The organism is Streptococcus infantis, assembly GCF_047463315.1.
GTDB classification, from domain to species: domain Bacteria; phylum Bacillota; class Bacilli; order Lactobacillales; family Streptococcaceae; genus Streptococcus; species Streptococcus infantis_AB.
In genome coordinates this window covers 107,208-133,146 of the sequence record NZ_JASHEB010000002.1, presented here as the reverse complement: position 1 = coordinate 133,146, position 25,939 = coordinate 107,208, and the positions used below count along the sequence as shown (strand labels likewise).

The following is a 25,939-nucleotide window of genomic DNA, read 5'->3' as shown; positions in this document are numbered from 1 at the left end:
GATTTTCAATACAAGTAAACCTTAACTTCTAAAAAATGATATAATAGTGAAAAACATGAAAGGGAATGTAAAATGAAAAAGAGATGGCTTCTTGCTCTGGTATTTACCTGTTTGCTATTTGTGCCTCGTCTAGTTTTTGCAGTAGACTTCGATATTCTGTCCTATAAGGGTGATTTGAATATTCATGCAGATAATACAGCGGTTTTCAAAGAAACAATCACCTACCACTTTAAAGATGATTTTAATGGTCAATTGATTGGACTCGGAAAAGCAGGGAAAATGCCGAAGGGATTTGAAATTGATGACGATCCAACTGTTTTAGTATCTAAAAATGGCCAGATTGTTCAAGACGTCCTCTCATATACTAAGGAAGAAGAGGATGGCTACAAGGTCACCATTTTTAATCCGGGAAACGCAGGAGATACTGTTCGTGTGACTGTTACTTGGCAACTTAAAAACCTTCTTTTCTTATATCAGGATATTGCTGAGCTGAATTGGCAACCACTGACAGATAGTTCAGGGGATATCAAAGATCTGGAATTTCGAGTAACTTCAGATAGTCCGGCAGAGAAACTCTTTTTCCATACTGGTGAACTCCTCAATGAGGGAAGTGTCGAAAAAGTCAATGATATCTACTGGGTGAAGATGAAGGATCTTCCTAAAAAACGTCAAGTTGAACTACATGCCTATTGGCCGAGAGAAGCTTTCTCGAGTGCTCCAAGTCAAGGGTTGAATGAAGATGATTTAAGTAACTTCAAAAGAGTTGAGATAGAAATAAAGGCTGATAAAGTGCACGCCAAGGTCATGATAAAATGGATTTTTCCAATCTTCTTTATGGCTCTCTTACTAGTAACGTTCTACTATTATAGAGAATTTCGTCAGCATACGACTCTTAAAAAGGTATATCCAAAGAATCATCGTCTTTACGAACCCCCAATGGACCTACCTCCAATGGTTTTGGCAGAAGCAATCTATTCAACATCCTTAGAGGAAGTTAGCCCTCTAAATAAGCAGAAGTTTGGTAAATTCACCTTTGAACAACTAATCCAAGCAACCTTGTTAGATTTAGTCGATCGAGGGCATTTATCCATTTTTCAAGGTGAAGAAGAGCCTTGGATCAAAATTAACAGTGAAAAAGGTTTGTCTAATTTTGAGAAGGAGTGCCTGCGGATGACTCTTTCTACAAATAAAGAATTGGCTCTTTCAGACCTTTTCCCTGAATATCAAGTTTCTTCTGGTTTGTTCCATGGAGCTAAGGAAGCTGATGAGAAGCATATTCGAGAATTCGGCATGCACCTCAAGCGTTCCTTTGAGAGACGACTTGAACGCATGCAAAGTTGTGTTCGAGACAAGGTGAAAATTTTACGAATTCCAAGTTATTATCGACCTTTAACGGAAAAAGAAAATAATCTTGTGAAAAAAATGAAAGTCTGTTCGGCTGTAACAGGTGTTGTCGGACTTATCATTTTTTACTATAGCTTTCGAACACATGGCTATTTCTCGCTTCCTTTACTTTCCTTAGGTTTAATTGGTTTACTAGCGAGTGGTTTGATTCATTTAGTAACTCGAGGACCTTCTCGTGATGGAGTCTTAAATGAAGAAGGAGCAGAAGTTTTTTATCTCTGGACAAGTTTTGAAAATATGCTTCGGGATATTGCTCATCTTGATAAGGCTGAACTAGAGAGTATTGTTGTTTGGAATCGTCTTTTGGTCTACGCAACTCTCTATGGATACGCTAAGAAGGTAAATAAAATCATGAAGCTTCACAATATTCAACTTGAAAACGCTGCTATGAATCTTTATGTATCTTGTGGGTGGGATAAACAATTTCACACATCTGCTACTCAAATCAATCTATACACATCGGTCGCAAATACAGCAAGTACCTTTTCTGTATCATCCGGAAGCGGTAGCTCTGGTGGTGGTTTCTCAGGCGGTGGCGGTGGTGGAAGTGTTGGTGCTTTCTAAAGAAAACTCAACACAGCCTTTAAAAGTATGATATAATGGAGTATAGAAAAAGGAGTAATCTATGTATTTTTTTGAAATTTTAAAATCAATCTTTTTTGGTATTGTTGAAGGAATTACGGAATGGTTGCCGATTTCAAGTACTGGTCACTTGATTTTAGCAGAAGAGTTTATCCAGTATAAAGATCAAAATGAAGCCTTCATGTCTATGTTTAACGTAGTCATTCAGCTGGGTGCAATCTTAGCCGTTATGGTTATCTACTTTAACAAGCTTAATCCTTTCAAACCAGGTAAGGATAAAGTTCAAGTTCGTAGAACCTGGCAATTATGGTCCAAAGTTTTTGTTGCGACCCTACCTCTTCTCCTAGTCTTTAAGTTTGATGATTGGTTTGATACTCACTTCCATAATATGGTTTCAGTAGCCATCATGTTGATTGTTTATGGGGTTGCCTTTATCTATCTTGAAAAACGTAACAAAGCGCAAGCAATTGAGCCAACAGTTACTGAGTTAGACAAATTACCTTACAAAACAGCATTGTATATCGGTCTTTTCCAAGTCTTGGCCCTTCTACCAGGGACTAGCCGTTCAGGTGCAACTATCGTAGGTGGTTTGTTGAATGGGACTAGTCGTTCAGTGGTAACAGAATTTACCTTCTATCTAGGAATTCCAGTTATGTTTGGAGCCAGCGCTTTGAAGATTTTTAAATTCATCAAGGCTGGAGAAGTCTTGAGTTTTGGTCAATTCTTCTTGCTCTTGGTAGCCATGGTAGTGGCTTTTGCAGTCAGCATGGTTGCCATTCGTTTCTTGACCAGCTATGTAAAAAAACACGACTTTACAGTGTTTGGTAAATACCGTATTGTACTTGGTAGTGTGTTACTACTTTATAGCTTTGTTCGATTATTTGTATAAGAAAAGAAACCTTGTGGGTAGATTCCTTCAAGGTTTTTAAAATCCAGTCACAGTGACTCCTAATAAACGGACTCCCTTGTCTTTATCACTCAGTGTTTCATAGAGTTGGATAATGCTTTGAGCAATTTCTTCAGAGTCTTGTGTTTGTTGATTCAGTGTTTTTCGTTTTGTCAAAGTAGAAAAATCAGCATAGCGGATTTTCAAAATGACGATCTTACCACTTTTTTCATATTTTTGAAGACTAAGAGCAACTTTTTCCGAAAGGAGAGTTAGCTCTTTTTTAATATCTTCATCTAGAGTTAGAATCTTACTGTAAGTTTTTTCTTTACCAATAGACTTACGGATACGATTTGATTTGACGGGAGAGTTATCTATACCTCGAGCCTTACGATATAGATCAAAGCCGAGTCTTCCGAAACGATCAATGAGAGAAATTTCAGAAATTTCTAAAAGGTCAGTACCCGTATATACACCCATTTGATGGAGTTTTTCAACTGTTTTCTTGCCCACACCGTGGAATTTAGCGATATCCATTTGTTTGAGAAAATCTTCAGCTTCATCAGGAAGAATGACTGTCAAACCACGAGGCTTTTGATAGTCACTTGCCATTTTAGCTAAAAATTTATTGTATGATACACCAGCAGAAGCTGTTAATTGTAATTCATTCCAGATATCCTGCTGAATTAAACGAGCAATTTTAACAGCAGATTTGATACCAAGCTTGTTTTCAGTTACATCTAGATAAGCTTCGTCGATACTCATGGGTTCAATTTTATCAGTATATCGTTTAAAAATAGCTCGAATCTGTTGGCCAACAGTAGTATATTTTTCGTAGTTTCCAGAAATGAAAATAGCTTGAGGACAGCGTTCATAAGCCTCTTTGGAACTCATAGCTGAGTGAATGCCGAATGCTCTGGCTTCATAACTACAGGTTGAAACAACACCCCGACCACCTGTTTTCCTAGGGTCGCTACCAATAATAACAGGTTTCCCTTTAAGTTTAGGATTGTCACGAATTTCTACAGCAGCAAAAAAGGCATCCATGTCAATATGGATAATTTTACGGGATAAATCATTCATCAGTGGAAATATCAGCATGAAATGGCCTTTCTTTGGTAGTTTTTCTAGCCTTATTATACCTTTTTTCTGAAAAAATAGAAAATAGCTAATTATTTTTCAAAAATATACTACAGTTTGTACTAAAAAAACAACTGTATTATAAAAGAAAGTGTTGAAAAATAGTGATTTCACTTGTTGAAATCGTTTACTGTGTGTTATACTGAATACATGAATGTAACAGATGACTGTTACTAGAAAGATAAAAGAGGACATTAACATGGTTGTTAAGACAGTTGTTGAAGCACAGGACATTTTTGACAAAGCCTGGGAAGGCTTTAAAGGTGTTGACTGGAAAGAAAAAGCAAGTGTATCACGCTTTGTACAAGCTAACTACACACCTTATGATGGAGATGAAAGCTTCCTTGCAGGACCAACAGAGCGTTCACTTCACATCAAAAAAATCGTAGAAGAAACTAAAGCACACTACGAAGAAACTCGTTTCCCAATGGACACTCGTCCAACTTCTATCGCTGACATCCCTGCAGGATTCATCGACAAAGAAAACGAAGTTATTTATGGTATCCAAAACGATGAACTCTTCAAATTGAACTTCATGCCAAAAGGTGGTATCCGTATGGCTGAAACTACTTTGAAAGAAAATGGATACGAACCAGATCCAGCTGTTCACGAAATTTTCACAAAATATGTAACAACTGTTAACGACGGTATCTTCCGTGCTTACACTTCAAACATCCGTCGTGCTCGCCACGCTCACACTGTAACTGGTCTTCCAGATGCATATTCACGTGGACGTATCATCGGTGTTTATGCGCGTCTTGCTCTTTACGGTGCAGACTACTTGATGCAAGAAAAAGTGAACGATTGGAACTCAATCGAAGAAATCGATGAAGAAACAATCCGTCTTCGTGAAGAAATCAACCTTCAATATCAAGCATTGCAACAAGTTGTACGCTTGGGTGATCTTTACGGAGTTGACGTTCGCAAACCAGCGATGAACGTTAAAGAAGCTATCCAATGGGTAAACATTGCCTTCATGTCTGTCTGCCGTGTTATCAACGGTGCAGCTACATCTCTAGGACGTGTGCCAATCGTATTGGATATCTACGCAGAACGTGACCTTGCTCGTGGTACATTTACTGAATCAGAAATCCAAGAATTTGTTGATGATTTCGTTATGAAACTTCGTACAGTTAAATTTGCTCGTACAAAAGCTTATGACCAATTGTACTCAGGTGACCCAACCTTCATCACAACTTCTATGGCTGGTATGGGTAACGACGGTCGTCACCGTGTTACTAAGATGGACTACCGTTTCTTGAACACTCTTGATAACATCGGTAACTCTCCAGAACCAAACTTGACAGTTCTTTGGACTGACAAATTGCCATACAACTTCCGCCGCTACTGTATGCACATGAGCCACAAACACTCTTCAATCCAATACGAAGGTGTTACAACAATGGCTAAAGACGGATACGGTGAAATGAGCTGTATCTCATGTTGTGTATCTCCACTTGACCCAGAAAACGAAGAACAACGTCACAACATCCAGTACTTCGGTGCTCGCGTTAACGTTCTTAAAGCTCTTCTTACTGGTTTGAACGGTGGTTACGACGATGTTCATAAAGACTATAAAGTATTTGACATCGAACCAATCCGCGACGAAGTTCTTGAATTCGAATCAGTTAAAGCAAACTTTGAAAAATCTCTTGACTGGTTGACTGACACTTACGTAGATGCTTTGAACATCATCCACTACATGACTGATAAGTACAACTACGAAGCTGTTCAAATGGCCTTCTTGCCAACTAAACAACGTGCTAACATGGGATTCGGTATCTGTGGATTTGCTAACACTGTTGATACATTGTCAGCTATCAAGTACGCTACAGTTAAACCAATCCGTGACGAAAATGGCTACATCTACGATTACGAAACAATCGGTGAATACCCACGTTGGGGTGAAGATGACCCACGTTCAAACGAATTGGCAGAATGGTTGATCGAAGCTTACACAACTCGTCTACGTAGCCACAAACTTTACAAAGACGCAGAAGCTACTGTATCACTTTTGACAATCACATCTAACGTTGCTTACTCTAAACAAACTGGTAACTCACCAGTCCACAAAGGTGTATACCTCAACGAAGATGGTTCTGTGAACTTGTCTAAACTTGAATTCTTCTCACCAGGTGCTAACCCATCTAACAAAGCTAAAGGTGGATGGTTGCAAAACTTGAACTCACTTGCTAGCCTTGACTTTGGTTACGCAGCTGATGGTATCTCATTGACAACTCAAGTTTCACCACGTGCTCTTGGTAAAACTCGTGACGAACAAGTTGATAACTTAGTAACAATCCTTGATGGTTACTTCGAAAACGGTGGACAACACGTTAACTTGAACGTTATGGACTTGAACGATGTTTACGAAAAGATCATGTCAGGTGAAGACGTAATCGTACGTATCTCTGGATACTGTGTAAACACTAAATACCTCACTCCAGAACAAAAAACTGAATTAACACAACGTGTCTTCCACGAAGTTCTTTCAATGGATGATGCATTGAGCTAAGATTTATAAATAGTAAATCAAAAACCAGTCACTCTGACTGGTTTTTTGTTATAAAAATTTTTTTAAAAAAAAATTAGTCAAATTTGGTCAAATATGTTGACTAAAACTGACCAAAGTGATATACTAAGAACATAAGGATAAGAAAGTCCTTAGAAAACATTGATTTTAAGATGATTGTATATACTATCTTAAGATCAAAGTATGGGTAAAACCTAGAAAAGAGGTACAACCTATGGTTAACATTAGTATTTTTAGAAGTCCAATTGCAAAACCTGTATTGGATAAAGAAAAACCTGAAATTATACGTAGAGTAGCAAATAGCTAATCTAAATTTTTTAAAACAAAGGTCAGAGAAAGTCAAATTATTTTGACTAAGTAAATTTGAAAACAAACGAGGTATGAAATATGAATAACAACTTTAATAACTTTAACAACATGGATGATCTATTTAACCAATTGATGGGTGGTATGCGTGGATACAGTTCAGAAAATCGTCGTTACTTGATTAACGGCCGTGAAGTAACGCCTGAAGAATTCGCTATTTACCGTCAAACTGGTCAACTTCCAAGCGAAGGAAGTGAACAAGCTCAGTACGTTCAAGGTAAAGCTATGAAACAAGATGGGATTCTTGCAAAACTTGGACGTAACTTAACAGCAGAAGCACGTGAAGGTAAGTTAGATCCGGTTATTGGACGTAATAAAGAAATCCAAGAAACTTCTGAAATTCTTTCTCGTCGCACAAAGAATAATCCAGTTCTCGTCGGTGATGCTGGTGTTGGTAAAACTGCAGTAGTAGAAGGATTGGCCCAAGCTATCGTGAACGGTGACGTTCCTGCAGCTATCAAGAACAAAGAGATCATTTCTATTGATATTTCTGGACTTGAAGCTGGTACTCAATACCGTGGTAGCTTTGAAGAAAACATTCAAAACTTGGTAAACGAAGTCAAAGAAGCTGGAAATATTATCCTTTTCTTCGACGAAATTCACCAAATTCTTGGTGCTGGTAGCACAGGTGATGGTCAAGGGTCTAAAGGTCTTGCTGATATCTTGAAACCAGCTCTTTCACGTGGGGAATTGACAGTGATTGGGGCAACAACTCAAGATGAATACCGTAATACTATCTTGAAAAATGCAGCCCTTGCTCGTCGTTTCAACGAAGTGAAGGTTAATGCTCCATCTGCTGAAGATACTTTCAAGATTCTTCAAGGTATTCGAGATCTTTATCAACAACACCACAATGTTATTTTGCCAGATGAAGTCTTGAAAGCTGCCGTTGATTACTCTGTTCAATATATTCCACAACGTAGCTTGCCGGATAAGGCTATTGATCTTGTGGATGTGACAGCTGCTCACTTGGCAGCACAACATCCAGTGACAGATGTGCATGCTGTGGAACATGAAATTGAAGAAGAAAAAGCTAAGCAAGAAGCTGCAGCAGCTAAAGAAGATTACGAAGCAGCTCTAAATGCAAAAGTGCGTATCGAAGAGCTTGAAAAGCAAATTGCTAATCATACAGAAGATCACAAGGTTACAGCTACTGTAAATGATGTAGCTGAGTCTGTCGAACGGATGACTGGAATCCCAGTATCACAAATGGGTGCAACCGATATCGAACGATTGAAAGATATGGGTCATCGTTTGCAAACGAAAGTTATCGGTCAAGACAAGGCTGTTGAGGCAGTAGCAAAAGCTATCCGTCGTAACCGTGCAGGTTTTGACGAAGGAAACCGTCCAATCGGTAGCTTCCTCTTTGTAGGTCCGACTGGTGTTGGTAAGACTGAGTTGGCCAAACAATTAGCGCTTGATATGTTCGGAACGAAAGATGCTATCATCCGTTTAGATATGTCAGAATATAGCGACCGTACAGCCGTATCTAAATTGATTGGTACAACTGCAGGTTATGTTGGTTACGATGACAACAACAATACCTTGACAGAACGCGTCCGTCGCAATCCATACTCAATCGTCCTTCTCGACGAAATTGAAAAGGCTGACCCTCAAGTCATCACCCTTCTCCTCCAAGTCTTGGATGATGGTCGTTTGACAGATGGTCAAGGTAACACTGTAAACTTCAAGAATACTGTGATTATCGCAACTTCAAATGCAGGCTTTGGTTATGAAGCTAACTTGACAGAAGATGCGGACAAACCAGAACTCATGGATCGTTTGAAACCATACTTCCGTCCAGAATTCTTGAACCGTTTCAATGCTGTTATCGAATTCTCACATTTGAGCAAGGAAGATCTTTCTAAGATTGTTGATTTGATGTTGATTGATGTCAATAAGACTCTTTCTAAGAAAGAAATTGACTTGGCAGTGAGCGATGCAGCCAAAGAATACATGACTGAAGAAGGCTACGATGAAGTGATGGGTGTTCGTCCACTCCGTCGGGTGGTTGAACAACAAATCCGTGACAAAGTAACAGATTTCCATTTGGATAATCTTGATGCTAAACACCTTGAAGCTGACATGGAAGATAGTGTTTTGGTCATTCGCGAAAAAGCCTAAATCAAGATTTTGAAAATAAAAAAAGGAACCAGTTCAAAAGCTGGTTTCTTTTTTTATTATTAGATGACATGACGTTCAAAGGCATCGTCTGAGATTCCTTGTTGGAGAATTAATTTTGCCCATTCTTTAGCCGAGAAGAGGCTGTGGTCCTTATAGTTTCCGCAAGATTCAATAGTTGTTCCTGGGACATCTTCCCAAGTTGTTGTCTCTGCAATTTCCTTCAGTGAATCCTTGATGACAGCCGCGATTTCAGCGCTAGAATGACGTCCCCACATAATCATATGGAACCCTGTACGACAACCAAATGGGGAACAATCAATCATACCATCAATGCGAGTACGAATCAGCTTAGCCAAGAGGTGCTCAATAGTATGAAGTCCAGCAGTAGGGATAGAGTCCTCATTTGGTTGAACCAAGCGGATATCAAAGTTAGAAATGATATCTCCTTTCGGTCCAGTCTCTTCTCCAATCAAGCGGACATAAGGAGCTTTTACAATCGTATGATCTAGTTCAAAACTTTCAACAATAACTTCTTTTGACATAGTGTTTCCTTTCAACTTTCTTCTTTCATTATATCATAAAGCTATAGTTGATAAATGTCAATGATAGAAATTTTCCTAAAAAGATTTTCATATTAAAACTATAGGAAGAAAAAATTTTCAAATCAATTTGAAAAATTCTGAAAATTGTATTGACACTTGGCGAAAAAGGGACTATAATGTATAAAAAGTCAAAAAGGAGTTTATTATGAAATTTTCAAAAGTAATGGCCCTAGCAGGAGTGACTCTGTTAGCGTCAGGTGTTTTGGCAGCTTGTTCAGGTTCAGGCTCTAGTGCAAAAGGTGAGAAAACTTTTTCTTACGTTTATGAAACAGATCCAGATAGCCTCAACTATCTGACAACAGGTAAGGCTGCGGTTGCTAATATCACAAGTAATGTTGTTGACGGTTTGATGGAGAATGACCGTTACGGGAACTTCGTGCCATCTATGGCAGAAGACTGGTCAGTATCTCAAGATGGTTTGACTTACACTTATACAATCCGTAAAGATGCTAAGTGGTACACTTCTGAAGGTGAAGAGTATGCACCTGTGAAAGCTCAAGACTTTGTAACAGGTCTTAAATATGCAGCTGATAATAAGTCAGAAGCCCTTTATCTTGTTCAAGAATCCATTAAAGGTCTTGATGCTTATGTCAAAGGTGAAGTAAAAGACTTCTCAGAAGTTGGAATCAAGGCAATTGATGATCAGACGGTTCAATATACTCTGAATAAACCAGAAAGCTTCTGGAACTCTAAGACAACCATGGGTATTCTTGCACCAGTCAATGAAGAATTCCTTACTTCTAAAGGAAGTGACTTTGCCAAAGCAACTGATCCAAGCAGTATTCTTTACAACGGTCCTTTCTTGTTGAAATCATTGGTAGCAAAATCTTCAGTAGAATTTGAAAAGAATCCAAACTACTGGGATAAGGACAATGTTCATATTGATAAAGTAAAACTATCATTCTGGGATGGTCAAGATACAGGCAAACTTGCAGACACCTTTAAGGATGGCGGCTTCTCAATGGCTCGTCTCTTCCCAACAAGTGCAGGATATCCTGAACTTGAAAAAGAGTTTAAGGATAACATCGTTTATACACCACAGGATTCTGCTACTTTCTTAGTTGGGACAAATATTGACCGTCAGTCTTACAAGTACACTTCTAAGACTACAGATGAGCAAAAGACATCAACTAAAAAAGCTCTCCTAAACAAAGACTTCCGTCAAGCCATTGCTTTTGGTTTTGATAGAACAGCCTATGCTTCTCAAGTCAATGGAGAAAGTGGAGCAAGCAAACTTCTTCGCAACTTGTTCGTACCACCAACATTTGTTCAAGCAGATGGTAAAAACTTTGGTGAATTAGTTAAAGAAAAATTGGTAACCTATGGTGATGAGTGGAAAGATGTCAATCTAGATGACGCTCAAGATGGTCTTTACAATCCTGAAAAAGCGAAAGCAGAATTTGCAAAGGCTAAGACAGCTCTTCAAGCAGAAGGTGTTCAATTCCCAATCCACTTGGATATGCCAGTCGACCAGACTAATACTACTAAAGTTCAACGTGTTCAATCATTGAAACAATCGCTTGAAGCAACGTTAGGAACTGACAATGTTGTTATTGACATTCAACAACTTCAAAAAGATGAAGTTCTTAATGTTACCTACTTTGCTGAAACAGCTGCTGGAGAAGATTGGGATCTCTCAGATAACGTTGGTTGGTCACCAGACTATATTGACCCATCTACTTACCTTGATATCATCAAACCGTCTGTAGGTGAAAATACTAAGACTTATCTAGGATTTGATTCTGGTACAAACAACGCCGCTGCCAAACAAGTTGGTTTGGAAGATTACGAAAAGATGGTTGTTGAAGCTGACAATGAAGACACAGATGTTTCAAAACGTTATGATAAATATGCTGCTGCCCAAGCTTGGTTGACAGATAGTGCATTGATTATTCCAACAACTTCTCAAACTGGACGTCCAATGTTGTCTAAGATGGTACCATTCACCCTTCCATTTGCATACTCAGGTAACAAGGGTATGAGTGAAGCCCTCTTGTACAAGTACCTTGAACTTCAAGATAAACCAGTAACTGCTGATGAATATCAAAAAGCTCAAGATAAATGGAAGAAAGAAAAAGAAGAATCTAATAAAAAAGCGCAAGAAGATCTTGCAAACCATGTAAAATAAAAGAAGGTGGAGTTAGTAATTAACTCCACTTTTTCATTAATAAAAGACCTAGGAAGATGTTTCCTAGGTCTTTTAAGATTATTGTTGTCCTGGAGGAGTTGGATTTTGTTGAGGATTTTGATTTGTATTTGGAACAGTTTGGTTTTGTCCATTATTTGGGCTAGTAGTTTCAGCTACTGTAGTTTGATTTTCGGTTGTTGTAGTAGGAGCTTCTGTAGTAGCTTGTTGGGTTGTTTGAGGGATCCAGTTACTACGAGCGCCAACTTTGAAGACATACTCACCATTACGATACAGACCTTCAGGCATTGTCCAATCACCTGGGTGATCATCCTCGGAAAGATATTCCATCATTGATCGGTAGATGTTGGCCGCTACTCTAAATCCATCTCCTTCGATTGGAGTGAGGCGGTTTGAATAACCGGTCCAGACAGCCATTGAATATTTGCGGGTATATCCTACAAACATTTCATCAGGTGCGACATAATCGTATCTCTTAATGTAATTTTCAATTTCATCATCTGTATAGTTAGATGTACCCGTCTTACCTGCTTGAGGTAACCAAGACATATAGGCGCCACGACCAGTTCCGTAGGTTAATACGGTTTTCATCATTTCTGTCATCATATAGGCAGTAGTCTCCTTCATGGCACGTGAGCCAGGATCAGAGTACTCTTTTGAACTACCGTCACTAAAGACAATCTTGTTGATATACATTGGTTTATGGTAGATACCACCGTTAGCAAAAGCAGCGTAGGCGGCAGCCATTTTCTCACTACTTGCTCCGTACTTTTTGTTTGACTCAGTCGTGTTACTTGAAATAGCGTTGGCATAGTGCATATCCGGATAGTCAATACCGATTCTATTTAGGAAAGTCTTGGCTTGGTCTAATCCAACCTTTTCAAGTGTTTCAACGGCAGGTACGTTACGCGATTGTTGGATTGCATATTGTAGTGTGATGTTTCCATAGTATGCTTTATCCCAGTTATAAACAGGAATATCTGTTCCAGGATAGTTATAAGGGGCATCTTTTATGATTGCTGCGGTAGAGTCGTAAATTCCGTATTCAAGTGCAGGGGCATAGTCTGTGATTGGTTTCATGGTAGAACCCCAGTCACGGTTAGTTTCAACAGCTTGGTTAATACCGAAAGATACGTTACTAGCTTGGTGACGAGAACCAAGTTGAGCAATAACTTTACCATTTGATACATCAATAATGGTAGAAGCTGCTTGGATTTCATCATCTGGATAGTTTACATATTCATCCGTGTTGTATACATCCCAAAGTCGTTTTTGAACGTCTTGGTCGACGTTGGTATAGACTTCCATACCTGTTGTTAATAGATTATAACCTGTCTCTTGTTCTACTTGGTCAATAACCTCTTTAAGATAGTTATCCATGTACTGTGGATAGCTATTAACAGATTTTAGACTTTGTAAACCATCAGTGATAGGTGTATTTATAGCCGTTTCATATTGTTCAGCTGTTAAATAACCTTGCTTTTGCATCTCTGATAGGACTAGATTACGACGTTCTGTTGCTTCTTCTGGGTGAGAATAAGGATCGTATTGGTTAGGTGCCTGTGGCATTCCGGCTAGAAGAGCAAGTTGTGGAATTGATAGGTCTTTTAAATCTTTACCATAGTAACTTTGAGCTGCAGTTTGCATACCATAGTTACCATTTGACATGTATACCTTATTGATGTAATATGTCAAAATTTCTTGTTTAGTTGCAGTTCTTTCTAACTGAATAGCTAGCCAAGCTTCTTGGGCTTTACGTGAGATTGTTTGGTCTGACGAAGAAGTTGAAAAGTAAGTTAATTTTATCAACTGTTGCGTCAAGGTTGAACCACCTTGGAGGCCACCTCTACTAGTTAAGTTTCGCAGGAAAGCTCCAGCTATTCGAATGCTATCGATTCCTCTATGGTTAAAAAAACGGTGATCCTCGATAGAGACAATTGCATTGACCAATTCAATTGGAACTTCATTGCTTTGAGCATTGACACGACGCTCGGCTCCTAAGTCAGCAATCAATTCGTTTTTACTGTCGTAAATTTTACTTGAAGTTGTTGCGACTAGTTTGCTTTCCGAAAGTTCTGGTGCTTTAGATACATAATAAAAGAAGACACTCCCACCAATGAGTATCGAAGCGATAAAGGCTACAAAGAATCCAATTCCTAGATATTTAGCAATGCGCCAGAAAAATTGTTTGTTCATATTGTTTTACCACCTAGTAAATGTTGTTTGACGATATCGAGATAAGGTATTTGAGGAAAAGCTTGTTGTACAATTACATAACCGTGCTCTCGAATATAATCAAGCGGCATTGATTTTTTCCCCATATCCTGTTGATAAAAACGGATGAGGTCAATCGCCGGTAATAAATATGTTTCTTGATAAGAAGAAAAATGGATTAGGACGAAGCAAATCCCCTTTTGTTCAAGGACCTGTTCCATATGCTGAATCTGATGAGAATGGAAGTTCTTCATCGGGAACGCATTTTTTTGTCGAGTTTCCTTTGCTTCAAAATCAATGTAGAATCCTTCATAAACACCCGAGTAGTCAGTAGTTGAAGCTTGTCTAAAATAGGCTTCAACAATTTTAGCGCGACTCCGTTGAGGGTAGTCGACCCGAACAATCTGAACTGGGGTTGGCTTTTTGTGAATGACTGCTACTCTATGTGATAGATAGTAGTCATTGGTAGCATTAATCATCTTTTCAAAGCTCATCCCTCGATTCGCGAAATTTTTAGTTTGAGGTAGAGAAGTTTTACTTGGTTTAGATGAAAGTTTATGTGGATAGTTGACCATAGTCCTCCTTATTGGTACAATAACATCACTTTATTATACCACAAAGGTCAACAGAAAGGGTGAAAAAATGCATACAGCCTTGGTTTTGGGATACTCAGCTTTTGATTTGGGATTATTTAATGAAAAGGATATTCGGTTGAAAATTATCAAAAAAGCCATTCGTAGAGATTTGAAAAGATTAGCTGAGGAAGGGTTGAAATGGCTAGTTTTCACAGGCTCTCTTGGTTTTGAGCACTGGGTCTTAGAAGTGGCTAGAGATATGAAAGAAGACTATGGATTTCAACTAGCGACCATTTTTGATTTTGAGACACATGGATCAAACTGGAATGAGGGGAATCGGGTCAAACTTAGTGGATTTAAACAAGTTGATTTTGTTAAATACGCCTATCCGAACTATGAACACAAAGGCCAATTGAGAGATTATCAGACTTTTTTACTCGAAAACACAGATGGAGCCTATCTTTTTTACGATGAAGAAAACGAAACAAAACTGAGATTTTTTTACGAACTGATGAAAAAGAAAGACAACTATATGACAAAAAGATTAACATTTGAGGATTTAAACGAAATAGCAGAAAATTTTTCCGAAAATTGAGGCTTTGACCTTGCTTTTTGTTTGCCTTTTTTTATATAATAATACTAGTAACTGAGAATGGAGAGAGACATGGCAAGTATTATTTTTACAGCAAAGGATATTTTTGAGCAGGATTTCGGAAGAGAAGTACGTGGATACAGTAAAGCAGAGGTAGATGAATTCTTAGATGATGTTATCAAGGACTATGAAACCTATGCAGCGTTGGTTAAATCACTACGCTTGGAAGTCGCAGAATTGAAAGAAGAATTGGCGAACAAACCTCAGGCGGCACCTGTATCTGTAACGTCTGAACCTGCTGAGCTTGGAAGTACGACTTCTATGACTAATTTTGATATCTTGAAACGCTTGAATCGTCTTGAAAAAGAAGTATTTGGTAAACAAATCGTAGAAAACTCAGATTTCTAAGAATCATTCAGTAGTGCAATTTTTGGATAATCGCGTGGAGAGTTTATCTTTTCATGAGGAAAGTCCATGCTAGCACAGGCTGTGATGCCTGTAGTGTTTGTGCTAGGCGAAACCATAAGCCTAGGGACGAGAGATCGTTACGGCGAGTGAAGAGACTAAGTTTTCGGATATGTTTTAGTAGCTCTGAAAGTGCCACAGTGACGTAGTCTTTCTGGAAACAGAGAGAGTGGAACGCGGTAAACCCCTCAAGCTAGCAACCCAAATTTTGGTCGGGGCATGGAGTGCGCGGAAACGAACGTAGTACTCTGACTGCTAGCAGCTTCTAGCTGTTAGTGGTAGACAGATGATTATCGAAAGAAGTGGTCCTAGTCACTTCTGGAACAAAACATGGCTTATAGAAAATTGCATATAGGTTGGGGCTGAGAAATTTTCTCAACCTCATTTTTTAAAGGTGAACAAGAGAAAGGTCTTTAAAGACTGACATGAAACAAACATTTAATATAATAGCGACTGTTGCAGCGGGTTTAGAGGCTGTTGTAGGTCGTGAAGTACGTGCACTTGGCTATGATTGTCAAGTTGAGAATGGTCGCGTTCGCTTTGAAGGGGATGTAAAGGCAATTATTGAAACTAATTTGTGGCTAAGAGCTGCAGATAGGATTAAGATTGTTGTTGGGACTTTTCCTGCAAAAACATTTGAAGAACTTTTTCAAGGAGTTTTTGCCTTAGATTGGGAAAACTATTTACCACTTGGAGCGCGTTTTCCAATTTCAAAGGCTAAGTGTGTCAAATCAAAACTTCATAATGAACCTAGTGTTCAAGCTATTTCTAAAAAGGCAGTTGTCAAGAAATTGCAGAAACATTATGCTCGACCAGAAGGTGTTCCGCTGATGGAAAATGGTCCAGAGTTTAAAATAGAGGTTTCAATTCTTAAAGATGTTGCGACGGTCATGATTGACACCAGTGGTTCTAGTCTTTTCAAACGAGGTTATCGTACTGAAAAAGGTGGAGCTCCTATTAAAGAGAATATGGCAGCGGCGATTTTGCAACTATCAAATTGGTATCCAGATAAACCCTTAATTGATCCAACCTGCGGTTCAGGAACCTTCTGTATTGAAGCTGCTATGATTGCTCGTAATATGGCGCCAGGCTTACGCCGTTCCTTCGCTTTCGAAGAATGGAATTGGGTTAGTGATCGTTTGATTCAGGAGATTCGTACGGAAGCTAGCAAGAAGATTAATCGTGAGATTGAGCTAGACATCATGGGCTGTGATATCGATGGCCGCATGGTGGAAATTGCTAAGGCAAATGCTCAGGCTGCGGGGGTTTCTAAGGATATCCACTTTAAGCAGATGCGCGTGCAGGATTTGCGAACAGATAAGATTAATGGAGTTATTATTTCGAATCCACCATATGGGGAACGATTATCAGATGACGCAGGAGTAACAAAGCTCTATGCTGAGATGGGAGACGTATTTGCTCCACTCAAAACCTGGAGTAAATTTATCCTGACCAGTGATGAAGCTTTTGAAAGTAAATTTGGTAGTCAGGCTGATAAAAAACGGAAACTCTATAATGGTACTTTGAAAGTTGATTTATATCAATATTTTGGTCAACGAGTGAAAAGACAAGATGTCGAAATAGAAAGGAATGCAAATGAGTAAGAAAAGACACAATCGCCATCACAAGGATGAGCAAGAATCTAAATTTGAATTTGAAGAAGCTAAAGATTTAACGGTTGGTCAGGCTATTCGTAAGAACGAAGAGGTTGAAGCAGGTGTGACTCCAGATGATACCATCTTAGATAAATATATCAAGCAACACCGTGAAGAAATCGAAGCAGACAAATTTGAAAATTTACAAACGAAAAAAGAGGAGTCTACTCAAAGCTTGGATGATATGATCCAAGAAGTGAGAGAAACTACTGAACAAGAAAATGTGTTAAGTCCGGAAGAGGAAGCAATTGCTCTTGCAGTAGCCACAGATACAACTGAAATCGTTGCCCAAGAAGCCGAAGAAGAGGAAACGAGAGTTCTCGAGCAACCTTTTAAGGATGAATTGGAAGCTGTGGAAATGGCTGAGGTTGATAACTCCGAAGTTGCAGTGGTTTATGAAGAAAATGAAGATCAACTTCAACCCTTATCTCGTTCTGCTCAAGCAGATGATGAACCACAAAATAAAAAGAAATGGGCAATTTTATCAGCTATTATTTTAGTAATCCTCTTAATTTTTGGAGGTGGCTATTACGTTTATCGTCAGATTACGCGTTCTTCTCAAGAGCTTCAAACGAAGGCGGCAGATTCAGGTTTGGTAAGCAATCAGTCAGTCTATGAACAATTTAATACACTCTACGACACGTTTTATACTGATGAAAACAAAACAGCTCTTAAAAATAGCCAGTTTAGTCAAATAAATCAATTGAAGGAACTTCTAGTCAAACTTGAGGGAGCGAGAGAATACACTCTTGCCAAGTCAAAATACGATAGCTTAGAAACCCAAATAAAAGCTATCCAAGAAGTGAATGCTCAATTTGAAACTCCAGCTATTACAGATGGTGTTTTGGATACAAATGCAAAAATCAAAGCGGATGCTAAATTTACAGATATCAAGACTGGTAATACAGAAATTGACAAACTTCTAGATAAAGCAATTAGCCTTGGTAAGAGTCAATTAGCAAGTACAACAACGGCCTCAACAACAGCAGCAAGCCAGGAAGCGTCAAGCCCAACAACAGAAAGCAGTCCATCTACTTCAACAAGTGATACTGCGGCATCTACTAATAGTGGCTTGTCAAGCGAAGGTGTTAATTTGCAAAGAAGTGTCAGTCGAGTACCGTATAATCAAACTGCTGTAAGTGATAGTAGTAATCCTGCCTGGACCTTTGCAGATGGTGTCCTTGAACGAATACTTGAGACATCCCGTGCACGTGGATATATCACTGGAAACCAATATATCTTGGAACCTGTAAATATCGTTAATGGCAATGGTTATTATAATCTTTACAAACCAGATGGAACTTATCTCTTCACCCTTAACTGTAAGACAGGTTACTTTGTTGGGAATGGTTCTGGCCATGCGGATGATTTAGACTACTAGTCAAATTGTTATAAAATTCTTTCTTTTCGCAGATAAACGTGATAAAATAAAACATATTAAATAAGAGGAGTGTCACATGACAAAAGCAAACTTTGGTGTTGTTGGTATGGCCGTAATGGGTCGTAACCTTGCCCTTAATATTGAATCTCGTGGATACACAGTTGCTATCTATAACCGTAGTAAAGAAAAAACAGAAGATGTGATTGCTTGCCACCCTGATAAAAACTTTGTGCCAAGCTATGATATTGAAAGCTTCGTAAACTCAATTGAAAAACCACGTCGTATCATGCTTATGGTTCAAGCAGGACCTGGTACAGATGCAACGATTCAAGCCCTTCTTCCACACTTGGATAAAGGTGATATCTTGATTGACGGAGGAAACACGTTCTACAAAGATACTATCCGTCGTAATGAAGAATTGGCGAACTCTGGTATTAACTTCATTGGTACAGGTGTTTCTGGTGGTGAAAAAGGTGCCCTTGAAGGTCCTTCTATCATGCCTGGTGGACAAAAAGAAGCTTATGAATTGGTAGCAGATGTTCTTGAAGAGATCTCTGCAAAAGCACCAGAAGATGGTAAACCATGTGTGACTTACATCGGTCCTGATGGAGCTGGTCACTATGTAAAAATGGTCCACAATGGTATCGAGTACGGTGATATGCAGTTAATTGCAGAAAGCTATGACTTGATGCAACACTTGCTTGGCCTTTCAGCTCAAGATATGGCTGAAATCTTTACTGAGTGGAACAAAGGCGAATTAGATAGCTACTTGATCGAAATCACTGCGGATATCCTTGGACGCAAAGACGACGAAGGTCAAGATGGTCCAATCGTAGACTACATCTTGGATGCTGCAGGAAACAAGGGAACAGGTAAATGGACTAGCCAATCAGCTCTTGACCTTGGTGTGCCATTGTCACTGATTACTGAGTCAGTATTTGCGCGCTACATTTCAACTTATAAAGAAGAACGTGTACACGCTAGCAAGGTGCTTCCAAAACCAGCTGCTTTCACATTTGAAGGAGACAAGGCTGAGTTGATCGAAAAAATCCGCCAAGCCCTTTACTTCTCAAAAATCATCTCATACGCACAAGGTTTTGCGCAATTGCGTGTAGCTTCTAAAGAAAACAATTGGAACTTGCCATTTGCAGACATCGCATCTATCTGGCGCGCTGGCTGTATCATCCGTTCTCGTTTCTTGCAAAAAATCACTGATGCATACAACCGTGATGCAGATCTGGCTAACCTTCTTTTGGATGAGTACTTCTTGGATGTCACTGCTAAGTACCAACAATCTGTTCGTGATATCGTAGCTCTTGCTGTTCAAGCTGGTGTACCTGTACCAACATTCTCAGCAGCCATCACTTACTTTGATAGCTACCGTTCAGCTGACCTTCCAGCAAACTTGATCCAATCACAACGTGATTACTTTGGTGCCCACACATACCAACGTAAAGACAAAGAAGGAACATTCCACTACTCTTGGTATGACGAAAAATAAGTAGGTCAGCCATGGGGAAACGGATTTTATTATTTGAGAAAGAAAGAAATCTAGCTCATTTTTTAAGTCTGGAACTCCAAAAAGAGCAATACCGAGTTGATCAGGTAGAAGAGGGTCAAAAAGCCCTCTCCATGGCTCTTCAGACTGACTATGACTTGATTTTACTGAATGCTCATCTAGGGGATATGACAGCCCAGGGTTTTGCAGAACAGTTGAGTAGGACTAAGCCAGCTTCGGTTATTATAGTCTTGGATCATCGAGAAGAATTGCAAGACCAACTTGAAACAATCCAGCGTTTCGCTGTTTCATATATCTACAAGCCAGTCATTATTGATGATTTGGTGGCACGTATTGCAGCAATTTTCCGAGGTCGGGATTTTATCGACCAACACTGTAGTCAAATGAAGGTTCCGACATCCTATCGCAATCTGCGTATGGACGTAGAACATCATACTGTCTATCGTGGTGAGGAAATGATCGCCCTCACACGTCGTGAATATGACCTTTTGGCTACCCTTATGGGAAGCAAGAAGGTTTTAACTCGAGAGCAGTTGCTGGAAAGTGTTTGGAAGTACGAAAGTGCGACAGAAACCAATATCGTGGATGTTTATATCCGTTATCTACGTAGCAAACTTGACGTAAAAGGTCAAAAGAGTTACATTAAAACCGTGCGTGGTGTGGGTTACACCATGCAAGAATAGAAAAGCAGTTACCTTGTGTAACTGCTTTTTTTGAAATTATTATATATTGACATATAGTTCAGTCTTTGCTACAATCATTTTGGAGGAAGCAAGAATGAAATTTTTGAAAAAAATGATGCAAGTTGGACTAGCAGTATTTTTCTTTAGTCTATTAGCAACTAGTACAGTATTAGCGGATGACACTGATTCAGAAGGTTGGCAATTTGTCCAAGAAAATGGTAGAACCTACTACAAGAAGGGTGACATCAAAGAAACGGCCTGGCGAGTGATTGATGGGAAAACCTATTATTTTGATTATAATGGTGAAATGGTTGTTGGTTGGCAATACATTCCAATGCCAGTTAAAGGATATACAATTGGTCCTTACCCTAATGGTATAAGATTAGAAGGTTCCCCAATGCCAGAATGGTACTACTTTGACAAAAATGGAGTGCTACAAGAGTTTGTTGGTTGGAAAGCATTAGAGGTTAAAACTAAAGACAGTGTTGGAAGAAAGTATGGGGAAAAACGTGAAGATTCAGAAGATAAAGAAGAGAAGAGTTTTTACACGAACTATTACTTTAATCAAAATCATTCTTTAGAGACAGGTTGGCTTTATGACCAGTCTAATTGGTATTATCTAGCTAAAACGGAAATTAATGGAGAAAACTATATTGGTGGTGAAAGACGTGCAGGTTGGATAAATGATGGTTCAGCTTGGTACTATCTAGATCCAGAAACTGGTATCATGCAAACTGGTTGGGAACAACTTGGCAATAAGTGGTACTACCTCCGTTCATCAGGTGCTATGGCAACTGGCTGGTATCAAGACGGCTCATCTTGGTATTATCTTGACGCTGAAAATGGGGATATGAAAACAGGTTGGGCTTCTATCAATGGCTATTGGTATTACCTCCGTTTATCAGGAGCTATGGCGATAGGCTGGTTTCAAGATGGCTCCACTTGGTACTATCTCAATGCAAGCAATGGCGATATGAAGACAGGCTGGTTCCAAGTTAATGGTAAATGGTACTATGCCTATAGTTCAGGTGCCTTAGCTGTAAATACCACAGTAGGTGGCTACTACGTCAACTATAATGGTGAATGGGTCCAGTAATGAAAACAAGCGATTGTGAAGGAAACAATCGCTTTTTTTGTGAAAATATAATAAAATAGAAAGGAATAAAGTTCTAAAATTTTATCTAGAAAAAGATGATTTTCATCTGATAGTAGGATTAAATGACAAAAGAAGTTGGTGTCGGTCAGGCACATAGTAAAATTATTTTAATCGGAGAGCATGCAGTGGTTTATGGCTACCCAGCCATTTCTTTGCCTCTTTTAGAGGTTGAAGTGACTTGTCGAGTGGTACCAGCGGCGACACCATGGCGTCTGTTTGAAGAGGACACCTTGTCTATGGCTGTTTATGCGTCTCTCGAGTATTTAAATATCAAAGATGCTTGCATCCGTTGTCAAATCGACTCGGCTATTCCTGAAAAACGTGGGATGGGATCTTCAGCAGCCATAAGTATTGCAGCCATTCGTGCAGTATTTGATTATTACCAGGCAGAACTTCCGCATGATGTTTTAGAGATTTTGGTCAATCGGGCGGAGATGATTGCCCATATGAATCCTAGTGGTTTAGATGCTAAGACTTGTCTTAGTGACCAACCTATCCGTTTTATCAAGAATGTTGGTTTTGAAGAATTAGCTATGGATTTGTCAGCTTATCTGATCATTGCAGATACTGGAGTTTATGGAAATACTCGTGAAGCTATCCAAGTCGTAGAGAACAAAGGTAAGGAAGCTCTGCCTTTCTTGCATGCATTAGGAGAATTAACCCAAGAAGCAGAAAAAGCTATTCAAACAAAAGATGCCGTGAAGCTGGGAGAAATTCTAACCAAAGCTCATGGAAATCTAAAAGAAATCGGAGTTAGTAGCCCTGAGGCAGATGCCTTGGTTGAAACTGCCCTTGAACATGGAGCTCTAGGAGCCAAGATGAGTGGTGGTGGTCTAGGCGGTTGCATCATTGCCTTGGTTGCTAATGTCAGTCAAGCACAAGAACTCGCAGAAAGATTAGAAGAGAAAGGAGCTGTTCAGACATGGATCGAAAGCCTGTAACAGTACGTTCCTATGCCAATATTGCTATTATCAAATATTGGGGTAAGAAAAAAGAAAAAGAGATGGTTCCCGCGACTAGCAGTATCTCTCTGACTTTAGAAAATATGTATACGGAGACGACACTTTCACCTTTGCCAGCAGATGCAAGCTCGGATGCTTTCTACATCAATGGTCAGTTGCAAAACGAAGCTGAGCATGTCAAAATGAGTAAAATCATTGACCGCTACCGTCCTGAAGGGGCAGGTTTTGTTCGTATCGATACCAAGAACAATATGCCAACAGCAGCGGGTCTTTCTTCAAGTTCCAGTGGTTTGTCTGCCCTGGTAAAAGCTTGTAATGCCTATTTCCAATTAGGACTAAATCGTAAAGAATTGGCTTTGGAAGCTAAGTTTGCATCGGGCTCTTCATCTCGTAGTTTTTATGGTCCCTTAGCAGCTTGGGACAAGGATAGTGGAGAAATCTATCCAGTTGAAACTGACTTGAAACTCTCTATGATTATGTTGGTCTTGGAAGACCAGAAAAAACCAATCTCTAGTCGGGATGGCATGAAACTCTGCGTGGAAACTTCAACAACATTTGAGGAGTGGATTCGTCAGTCTGAGCAAGACTACAAGGATATGCTAATCTACCTCAAGGAAAATGACTTTGAGAAAGTTGGAGTATTAACAGAAAAGAACGCTCTTGCCATGCATGCTACGACAAAAACTGCAAATCCGCCGTTCTCTTATCTCACAGATGCGAGTTATGAGGCTATGGATTTTGTTCGTCAGCTTAGAGAACAAGGAGAATCTTGTTACTTCACCATGGATGCGGGGCCTAATGTAAAGGTTCTTTGTTTAGAAAAAGACTTGGAACATCTATCAGAACTCTTAGGTCAACGCTATCGCTTAATCGTTTCAAAAACAAAGGATTTGAGCCAAGATGACGATTGTTAAAACTTGTGGGAAGCTCTATTGGGCTGGGGAGTATGCCATTTTAGAACCAGGACAGTTGGCGCTAATAAAAGCTATTCCCATCTATATGACGGCTGAGATTAAAGCGTCTAATAATTATCGACTCTACTCAGATATGTTTTCTTATAGTGTAGACATGCGACCGGATTCTTCTTATGCCTTGATTCAAGAAACAGTTGCCTTGGTGGAGGAGTATCTAACTGCCCAAGGAGTTGACTTGCGTCCTTTTTCTATAGAGATTCGTGGGAAAATGGAACGTGAGGGGAAGAAATTCGGCCTGGGTTCTAGTGGTAGTGTAGTTGTCTTGGTTATCAAGGCCATGCTTGCCTTCTATGAAAGATTAGCTGACAGAGAACTCTTGTTTAAATTGGCGAGTGCTGTACTTCTCAAACGTGGGGACAATGGCTCCATGGGGGACATTGCCTGTATCGTATCAGAAGACCTCGTCCTCTATCAGTCATTTGACCGTGAGAAAGTGGCAGATTGGCTAGAAAAAGAAGACTTGCAGGCCGTATTAGCACGTGACTGGGGCTTTTCAATCGCGAGCGTTGAACCGGTCTTGACATTTGACTTTCTGGTTGGTTGGACCAAGGAAGTGGCTGTATCTAGTCATATGGTCAAGCAAATCAAGGATAATATGAACTCTAGCTTTTTACAGGCTTCAAAAGAAACAGTAGCTAACTTGGTAAAGGCTTTGGAGGTAGGTCAAGAAGAAACCATTATTGACTTGCTGGAACAAGCCAGCCAACTTTTAGAAGACTTGAGTTCAGACATTTACACACCTTCGCTCAGGCAATTAAAAAATGCTAGCCAAGACTTAAAAGCTGTTGCTAAGAGCAGTGGTGCTGGTGGTGGAGACTGTGGGATTGCCCTCAGTTTTGACCAAGATTCGACCACATTACTGAAAAAACGCTGGGCTGATCTAGGAATTGAACTCTTATATCAAGAAAGGATGGGACATGACGACAAATCGGAAGGATGAACACATCCGCTATGCCCTTGAACAAAACAGTACTTATAATAGTTTTGATGAAGTGGAGTTGATTCACTCCTCGCTACCCTTATATGACTTAGATGAAATTGATCTTTCGACAGAATTTGCAGGGCGAAAATGGGACTTTCCTTTTTATATCAATGCCATGACGGGTGGAAGCGATAAGGGTAGAGAAATCAATCAAAAATTGGCTCAGGTGGCTGAAGCCTGTGGGATTTTATTTGTAACAGGTTCTTACAGTGCTGCTCTTAAGGATTCATCGGACGATTCTTTTTCCGTGAAGTCAAATCATCCTGACCTCCTTCTTGGAACCAACATTGGCTTAGACAAACCTGTAGAACTAGGATTACAAACAGTGAAAGAGATGAATCCTCTCCTCTTGCAAGTTCATGTTAATGTCATGCAGGAATTACTCATGCCAGAGGGTGAACGTCAATTTAGATTATGGCAGCATAATCTGAAAGATTATGCTGAGCAAATCTCTGTGCCACTTGTTTTAAAAGAAGTCGGCTTTGGTATGGATGTGAAAACCATTGCTAAGGCATACGAAATAGGGATAAGAACAGTTGATTTGTCTGGTCGTGGGGGAACGAGCTTTGCCTATATCGAAAACCGTCGCAGTGGACAGCGTGACTACCTCAATGACTGGGGGCAATCGACCATGCAAGCTCTTCTGAATGCCCAAGACTGGAAAGACAAGATGGAACTTTTAGTTAGTGGAGGAGTTCGCAATCCACTAGATATCATCAAATGCTTGGTGTTTGGAGCCAAGGCAGTTGGTCTATCACGCACTATGTTAGAGCTGGTTGAAAATTACTCTGTTGATGTCGTTATTTCCATTGTTGAAGGTTGGAAGGAAGACCTACGCTTGATTATGTGTGCCCTTAATTGTAAAAAAATTGAGGATTTGCAAGAGGTCGACTATCTCCTATATGGGAAATTAAAAGAAGCAAAAGACCAAATGTAAAGAAAGAGGTCGGGATTTTAGTCCCGGTCTCTTTATCATTCCTCAGACGGATGTGACTTTT

At 39.5% G+C, this 25,939-nt stretch carries 20 protein-coding genes and 1 other RNA gene; 17 read left to right on the top strand and 4 right to left on the bottom strand.

The genetic code is table 11. The features are described 5' to 3' along the window. The first annotated feature begins 72 nt into the window (after positions 1 to 72). Both QM857_RS02615 and QM857_RS02610 read left to right on the top strand, forming a co-directional pair. A complete protein-coding gene (locus tag QM857_RS02615) occupies positions 73 to 1,968 on the top strand; it encodes a DUF2207 family protein (RefSeq protein WP_414274979.1) in 1,896 nt (631 codons plus the stop codon). Positions 1,969 to 2,029: 61 nt separating this feature from the next. Continuing rightward, entirely contained in the window at positions 2,030 to 2,875 is an 846-nt protein-coding gene (locus tag QM857_RS02610) for an undecaprenyl-diphosphate phosphatase (RefSeq protein ID WP_247912752.1), read from the top strand. Positions 2,876 to 2,911: 36 nt separating this feature from the next. On the opposite strand, the gene dinB is transcribed toward QM857_RS02610, so the two are convergent. Further along, positions 2,912 to 3,973, bottom strand: a complete 1,062-nt coding sequence (dinB, locus tag QM857_RS02605) for a DNA polymerase IV (protein WP_414274978.1) — start codon at positions 3,971 to 3,973, stop codon at positions 2,912 to 2,914. Positions 3,974 to 4,211: 238 nt separating this feature from the next. Between dinB and pflB the strand changes: the two genes are divergently transcribed. Beyond that, positions 4,212 to 6,527: a formate C-acetyltransferase gene (gene pflB, locus QM857_RS02600; RefSeq protein WP_414274977.1), complete on the top strand. Its 2,316-nt coding sequence runs from the start codon at positions 4,212 to 4,214 to the stop codon at positions 6,525 to 6,527. 405 nt (positions 6,528 to 6,932) lie between these two features. Beyond that, complete coding sequence (locus tag QM857_RS02595; RefSeq protein WP_414274976.1) at positions 6,933 to 9,035, top strand: AAA family ATPase; 2,103 nt, start codon at positions 6,933 to 6,935, stop codon at positions 9,033 to 9,035. Positions 9,036 to 9,094: 59 nt separating this feature from the next. On the opposite strand, the gene QM857_RS02590 is transcribed toward QM857_RS02595, so the two are convergent. Continuing rightward, positions 9,095 to 9,577: an S-ribosylhomocysteine lyase gene (locus QM857_RS02590; protein WP_004251981.1), complete on the bottom strand. Its 483-nt coding sequence runs from the start codon at positions 9,575 to 9,577 to the stop codon at positions 9,095 to 9,097. 205 nt (positions 9,578 to 9,782) lie between these two features. Between QM857_RS02590 and QM857_RS02585 the strand changes: the two genes are divergently transcribed. Next, positions 9,783 to 11,765, top strand: a complete 1,983-nt coding sequence (locus tag QM857_RS02585) for a peptide ABC transporter substrate-binding protein (RefSeq protein ID WP_414274975.1) — start codon at positions 9,783 to 9,785, stop codon at positions 11,763 to 11,765. Between the two features lie 78 nt (positions 11,766 to 11,843). On the opposite strand, the gene pbp1a is transcribed toward QM857_RS02585, so the two are convergent. Together pbp1a and recU are read right to left on the bottom strand one after the other, a co-directional pair. Continuing rightward, positions 11,844 to 13,979 (bottom strand): penicillin-binding protein PBP1A, encoded by a 2,136-nt coding sequence (gene pbp1a, locus QM857_RS02580; RefSeq protein ID WP_414274974.1) that lies wholly within the window; start codon positions 13,977 to 13,979, stop codon positions 11,844 to 11,846. Continuing rightward, a complete protein-coding gene (recU, locus tag QM857_RS02575; protein WP_414274973.1) occupies positions 13,976 to 14,572 on the bottom strand; it encodes a Holliday junction resolvase RecU in 597 nt (198 codons plus the stop codon). The genes pbp1a and recU overlap by 4 nt, the downstream gene beginning before the upstream one ends. Positions 14,573 to 14,639: 67 nt before the next feature. On the opposite strand from recU, the gene QM857_RS02570 reads away from it, so the two are divergent. The 12 genes from QM857_RS02570 to fni all read left to right on the top strand — a co-directional run bounded on the left by QM857_RS02570 (position 14,640) and on the right by fni (position 25,878). Next, entirely contained in the window at positions 14,640 to 15,167 is a 528-nt protein-coding gene (locus QM857_RS02570; RefSeq protein ID WP_414274972.1) for a DUF1273 domain-containing protein, read from the top strand. 69 nt (positions 15,168 to 15,236) lie between these two features. Beyond that, entirely contained in the window at positions 15,237 to 15,572 is a 336-nt protein-coding gene (gene gpsB, locus QM857_RS02565) for a cell division regulator GpsB (RefSeq protein ID WP_324248683.1), read from the top strand. Between the two features lie 18 nt (positions 15,573 to 15,590). Beyond that, an RNA gene (gene rnpB / locus QM857_RS02560) (RNase P RNA component class B) lies at positions 15,591 to 15,972 on the top strand. Between the two features lie 82 nt (positions 15,973 to 16,054). Continuing rightward, positions 16,055 to 17,233 carry a THUMP domain-containing class I SAM-dependent RNA methyltransferase gene (locus tag QM857_RS02555; protein WP_414274971.1) on the top strand — a complete coding sequence of 393 codons (1,179 nt, stop codon included), beginning with the start codon at positions 16,055 to 16,057 and terminating at the stop codon, positions 17,231 to 17,233. Further along, positions 17,226 to 18,665 carry a cell division site-positioning protein MapZ gene (mapZ, locus tag QM857_RS02550; protein WP_414274970.1) on the top strand — a complete coding sequence of 480 codons (1,440 nt, stop codon included), beginning with the start codon at positions 17,226 to 17,228 and terminating at the stop codon, positions 18,663 to 18,665. Before QM857_RS02555 ends, mapZ begins: the two co-directional genes overlap by 8 nt. 76 nt (positions 18,666 to 18,741) lie before the next feature. Continuing rightward, positions 18,742 to 20,166, top strand: coding sequence for an NADP-dependent phosphogluconate dehydrogenase (gene gndA / locus QM857_RS02545; RefSeq protein WP_414274969.1), 1,425 nt, complete (start codon positions 18,742 to 18,744; stop codon positions 20,164 to 20,166). 11 nt (positions 20,167 to 20,177) lie between these two features. Further along, positions 20,178 to 20,867: a response regulator transcription factor gene (locus QM857_RS02540; RefSeq protein WP_414274968.1), complete on the top strand. Its 690-nt coding sequence runs from the start codon at positions 20,178 to 20,180 to the stop codon at positions 20,865 to 20,867. Positions 20,868 to 20,961: 94 nt separating this feature from the next. Then, positions 20,962 to 21,963 (top strand): choline-binding protein CbpJ, encoded by a 1,002-nt coding sequence (cbpJ, locus tag QM857_RS02535; RefSeq protein ID WP_414274967.1) that lies wholly within the window; start codon positions 20,962 to 20,964, stop codon positions 21,961 to 21,963. A 122-nt stretch (positions 21,964 to 22,085) separates the two neighbouring features. Further along, entirely contained in the window at positions 22,086 to 22,964 is an 879-nt protein-coding gene (gene mvk, locus QM857_RS02530; RefSeq protein WP_235083847.1) for a mevalonate kinase, read from the top strand. After that, complete coding sequence (gene mvaD, locus QM857_RS02525; protein WP_235083848.1) at positions 22,946 to 23,899, top strand: diphosphomevalonate decarboxylase; 954 nt, start codon at positions 22,946 to 22,948, stop codon at positions 23,897 to 23,899. The genes mvk and mvaD overlap by 19 nt, the downstream gene beginning before the upstream one ends. After that, positions 23,886 to 24,899, top strand: coding sequence for a phosphomevalonate kinase (locus QM857_RS02520; RefSeq protein ID WP_414274966.1), 1,014 nt, complete (start codon positions 23,886 to 23,888; stop codon positions 24,897 to 24,899). The genes mvaD and QM857_RS02520 overlap by 14 nt, the downstream gene beginning before the upstream one ends. Next, positions 24,877 to 25,878: a type 2 isopentenyl-diphosphate Delta-isomerase gene (gene fni / locus QM857_RS02515; RefSeq protein WP_414274965.1), complete on the top strand. Its 1,002-nt coding sequence runs from the start codon at positions 24,877 to 24,879 to the stop codon at positions 25,876 to 25,878. The genes QM857_RS02520 and fni overlap by 23 nt, the downstream gene beginning before the upstream one ends. The last annotated feature ends 61 nt before the right edge of the window (positions 25,879 to 25,939 follow it).